Here is a 4,072-nt window from a genome sequence, read left to right as displayed (position 1 = left end):
CGTCACCTTCTCTTCCCTGGTGTGCCCTGTGTCCCCCCTTTGTCCCCCTAGGGACGCGTGGACCCGCGCCGGGCTATCCCACCCCGGGGGAAGAAGGTTGTGGGGGCACAGGAAAACGCCCCCGGGCCCGTACGCGCGTCTGCGCGTACGGGCCCGGATTCGCGACGACGGCCGGGTCAGCCCCAGCGGTACCCGTCACCGAACAGCAGGGTGTGCTCCAGCACGTCCTCCATCGGGTCGTCGACCTGGCCGACGTTGACGAGCCCGATGCGGGGGCCGTTGTGCGAGGAGGTGTTGGTCTCGTCCGCGTGCGCGGCCCCGGCGGGAAGCCAGCACAGCGTCGCCCCGGCCAGCACCCCCGTGACCATGCGCGCCGCGCTCCTCGCCCGGTCGTTCCTCATCCCTCGGCCCCTCATCTCGTCGGCCCCTCATTTCGTCGGCTCGGCAGCTGATCGGACTCCGTGTCCGCCCGTACATCTGCCGGAACAGCCCGAAGGTCACGCCGAGTAACCCGTACGTGGGGCCGTGGGGGTCAGTTGTGGCTGTGGAGGATCTCGTTCAGGCCGCCCCAGACCGCGTTGTTCGGGCGGGCCTCGACCGTGCCGGTGACCGAGTTGCGGCGGAAGAGGATGTTCGAGGCGCCGGAGAGGTCGCGGGCCTTGACGACCTGTCCGTCGGGCATGGTGACGCGGGTGCCGGCGGTGACGTAGAGGCCGGCCTCGACGACGCACTCGTCGCCCAGCGCGATGCCGACGCCCGCCTCGGCGCCGACCAGGCAGCGCTCGCCGATGGAGATGATGACGTTGCCGCCGCCGGAGAGCGTGCCCATGGTGGAGGCGCCGCCGCCGATGTCCGAGCCGTCGCCGACGACGACACCGGCGGAGATCCGGCCCTCGACCATGGACGTGCCGAGGGTGCCCGCGTTGAAGTTGACGAAGCCCTCGTGCATGACCGTGGTGCCCTCGGCGAGGTGCGCGCCGAGACGGACGCGGTCGGCGTCGGCGATCCGGACGCCCTTGGGGGCTACGTAGTCCGTCATGCGCGGGAACTTGTCGATCGAGGTGACCTGGAGGTGCAGGCCCTCGGCGCGGGCGTTGAGGCGCACCTTCTCGATGTCGTCGACGGCGACCGGGCCGAGCGAGGTCCAGGCGACGTTGGCGAGGAGGCCGAACACGCCGTCCAGGCTCTGGCCGTGCGGCTTGACCAGCCGGTGGGAGAGCAGGTGGAGGCGCAGGTAGGCGTCGTGCGTGTCGAGCGGCTTCTCGTCGAGCGAGGAGATGACCGTGCGGACCGCGACGACCTCGACGCCCCGGCGCGCGTCCTGACCGAGCGCGGCGGTCGCGCCACCGCCCAGCAGCTCCGCGGCCCGCTCGGCGGTCAGCCGCTCGGTGCCGGAGGGGCCCGGCTCGGCGGCCAGCTCGGGCGCGGGGAACCAGGTGTCGAGAACGGTGCCGTCGGCGGCGATCGTGGCGAGGCCGGCGGCCACGGCGCCGGTGGAGCGGGGAGCAGTCGTGTCGGTCATGAGGGCAACCTAACCGCCCGGAGGCGGTACGGGCCAACCCATGGCGCGGCCGTCTCAGGGGCCGGGCACTTTACGGACATACGGTGCCGGGCGGCGCCCCTCCGGCCACGGGAGGCGAGGCGCGGCGGCCCACCCGCCTCCCTGGGGCGGGGCCGCACGGACACGAGGGGGCCCGGGCCCGTCGGGCACCGCGTGTCCACGACAGCGAGGCCCGGCACAGCGGCCGGCGTGCGGTACGGCCCTGCCGTCCCCCTGGGCGGCTCGACCTCGCCGGCACCGGGCAGGTGGGCGGTTGCGCGGTGATGTCGTCGGCCGCGCCGTCCCCGGGCCGCCGGGCCGCCTACCGGCCCCTCAGGGAATGACCCGCGCCAGCACCTCCCGCGCGTACTCGTCGTCAAAGGCCGCCCCCGTCAACAGGACCTGCAGACAGATGCCGTCGACCAGCGCGACCAGAGCCCGCGCGGTCACCGGGTCGGTGCGGCGGGCCAGGCAGTCGGCGAAGGCGCGGCCCCATTCGTCGGCGACGGGGCGCAGCGCGGGCCGGCGCAGTGCGGCGAGGTACAGCTCGTACTCCACCTCCAGGCCCGTCCGGCCGCCGGTGAACCATTCGCCGCACAGCGCGGCCAGTTCGGCGGCGAGGTCGGTGCCGGGGTCCCGCAGGGCCTCGCGCGCCGCGACGCTCCTGGCGAAGCGCTCGTTGGCCTGGCGCAGCGCGGCGACCATCAGGTCGTCGAGGGTCTTGAAGTGGTACGTCGTCGAGCCGAGCGGTACGTCCGCCTCGGCGGCCACGCTCCGGTGGCTCAGCCCGGTGATACCCCGGTCCGCGACGACCCGGATCGCGGCGTCGATGATCCGCTGTCGCCGCTCGGGGTCGTAACGCCGGGCCATCAGTGGGCGCCTCCCAGGTTCAGCACCACCACTCCCGCGACGATCAGCACGATCCCGGCGACCTTGGCGTAGCTCAGCCCCTCCCCGAAGAGCACCAGACCGAGCGCGGCGACGGCCGCGGTGCCGACGCCGGACCAGATCGCGTACGCCGTGCCGATGGACATCGACTTCAACGCCTGGGCGAGCAGGACGAAGGAGACGAGGTACCCCACACCGGTCACCAGCGACGGCCACAACTTGCTGAAGCCTTCGCTGTACTTCATGGCGGTGGTGGCGGCCACTTCGGCGGCTATGGCGCCGGCGAGCAACAGATATCCCATGTGTACGAGCGTACACATCATATGTACGGTTGTACACATCGGGTGTACAGGCGCGCTTATGGGCGGAATTGGCCGCCGCCGACCCTCAAGAGGCCCCCGTTTCGGGGCCGTTCCGTTATGGAAGCGCTCACTGAAAGGGCTCCCCGCACATCACTTGGTGAACTACTGTTTCAACGGTCAATCTCCCGGATGCGTGACGACCGCCAGGGTTTGCACACACCGGTGACACGTACCACCCTCCCTGATCCGCATGACGAATTTGCGTCCGCCTGTGGCGACGCCGAGGGAACCGCGCATGCCGCCGACTAAGCCCGGACCCGATCCGGACCAGACCCCGCCCAGCCTTCCGATCCTCAGATCCGCGAAGGTGTGGGAGACCGGGGTCGCCCCGAACGACACCCGCATACCGGGCACCCGCCGCCTGTGGCTGGCCGGCGCCCTCGCTCTCGCCGTGGTCTCCTCCTGCGTGACGGCGATCACCCTGCAGAGCTCGGGGCCTGACGACTCGTCGGAGAAGAACGGCCGCACCACCGCCGCCGACGACGACCGCGTCCCCACCGTGTCCCTCCCGCCCACGTCTCCCGCCGCGACCTCGGCACCGGACGGCAAGAGCGGTCTGTCGGAGCCGCAGGGCGCCGAAGGCGACGGCGAGAAGGGCGCCGCCGGGAAGGGCAAGGGCGAGAGCAAGGACAAGGGCAAGGGCAAGGACGACGAGGAACCCGACTCGTCGGAGAGCCAGCAGGGCGGGGCGAAGTCGCCGGAGCCCAGCAAGAAGCCGAGCGCCACCACCCGGCTCAAGTCCGTACAGTCCGCCTCCTTCCGGGACCGGTACTGGCACCTGCGCGACGGCCTGATCCAGTTGGATCAGGTGAACGGCACCAGCGACCGCTGGACCCGCCAGGACTCCTCGTTCACGGTCGTCTCCGGCCTCGCGAAGTCCTCCTGCTACTCCTTCCGCCTGAAGGACGGCCGATACGCGCGGCACCAGAACTTCGTGCTGCGCGCGTCCTACGACGACGGCTCCCAGCTCTTCAAGCGGGACGCCACCTTCTGCCCCCGCAACGAGCAGACGGACGTGATCGGGCTGGAGTCGGTGAACTACCCGAACCACTACATCCGCTTCCGCTACAACCAGCTCCGCCTGGAACGCTACGAGCACAACCAGCAGTACTGGATGGAGACCGGCTTCCGTCTGGTCAAGGGACTGGCCTGAGCGGCCGGTACAGCACGCGGACAGGGGTGTGGGGGACGGGGGGGGGGGTGGTGGACGGGGGGGGGGAGCCTTTGACGGGGCGGGGGAGGGGGGAAAGGAAAGGGGCCTGCGGTTGTGTTACTCGGGGGT

At 71.3% G+C, this 4,072-nt stretch carries 5 protein-coding genes; 1 reads left to right on the top strand and 4 read right to left on the bottom strand.

What is annotated here, in order from left to right; genetic code table 11:
- Nucleotides 1-176: 176 nt before the first annotated feature.
- The 4 genes from ACZ6BB_RS18165 to ACZ6BB_RS18150 form a co-directional block, all read right to left on the bottom strand.
- Complete coding sequence (locus ACZ6BB_RS18165) at nt 177-401, bottom strand: hypothetical protein (protein ID WP_471616150.1); 225 nt, start codon at nt 399-401, stop codon at nt 177-179.
- Nucleotides 402-532: 131 nt separating this feature from the next.
- On the bottom strand, nt 533-1,522 hold the full coding sequence (dapD, locus tag ACZ6BB_RS18160) for a 2,3,4,5-tetrahydropyridine-2,6-dicarboxylate N-succinyltransferase (RefSeq protein ID WP_210551443.1): 990 nt from the start codon (nt 1,520-1,522) through the stop codon (nt 533-535).
- A 351-nt stretch (nt 1,523-1,873) separates the two neighbouring features.
- Nucleotides 1,874-2,410, bottom strand: a complete 537-nt coding sequence (locus ACZ6BB_RS18155; protein ID WP_471616149.1) for a TetR/AcrR family transcriptional regulator — start codon at nt 2,408-2,410, stop codon at nt 1,874-1,876.
- A complete protein-coding gene (locus ACZ6BB_RS18150) occupies nt 2,410-2,730 on the bottom strand; it encodes a DMT family transporter (protein ID WP_471616148.1) in 321 nt (106 codons plus the stop codon). The genes ACZ6BB_RS18155 and ACZ6BB_RS18150 overlap by 1 nt, the downstream gene beginning before the upstream one ends.
- A gap of 295 nt (nt 2,731-3,025) precedes the next feature.
- On the opposite strand from ACZ6BB_RS18150, the gene ACZ6BB_RS18145 reads away from it, so the two are divergent.
- Nucleotides 3,026-3,943: an AbfB domain-containing protein gene (locus ACZ6BB_RS18145; RefSeq protein WP_471616147.1), complete on the top strand. Its 918-nt coding sequence runs from the start codon at nt 3,026-3,028 to the stop codon at nt 3,941-3,943.
- Nucleotides 3,944-4,072: the final 129 nt, after the last annotated feature.

This window comes from Streptomyces sp. NPDC041108, from assembly GCF_055592645.1.
Note: the sequence above shows the minus strand (reverse complement) of the source record. Positions and strands in the feature narration are given on the sequence as shown.

What these genes read in the sequence shown, in the direction of transcription:
- ACZ6BB_RS18155 (WP_471616149.1), bottom strand. Translation starts at nt 2,410, where the DNA reads ATGGCCCGGCGTTACGACCCCGAGCGGCGACAGCGGATCATCGACGCC.
- ACZ6BB_RS18165 (WP_471616150.1), bottom strand. Translation starts at nt 401, where the DNA reads ATGAGGAACGACCGGGCGAGGAGCGCGGCGCGCATGGTCACGGGGGTG.
- ACZ6BB_RS18145 (WP_471616147.1), top strand. Translation starts at nt 3,026, where the DNA reads ATGCCGCCGACTAAGCCCGGACCCGATCCGGACCAGACCCCGCCCAGC.
- dapD (WP_210551443.1), bottom strand. Translation starts at nt 1,522, where the DNA reads ATGACCGACACGACTGCTCCCCGCTCCACCGGCGCCGTGGCCGCCGGC.
- ACZ6BB_RS18150 (WP_471616148.1), bottom strand. Translation starts at nt 2,730, where the DNA reads ATGGGATATCTGTTGCTCGCCGGCGCCATAGCCGCCGAAGTGGCCGCC.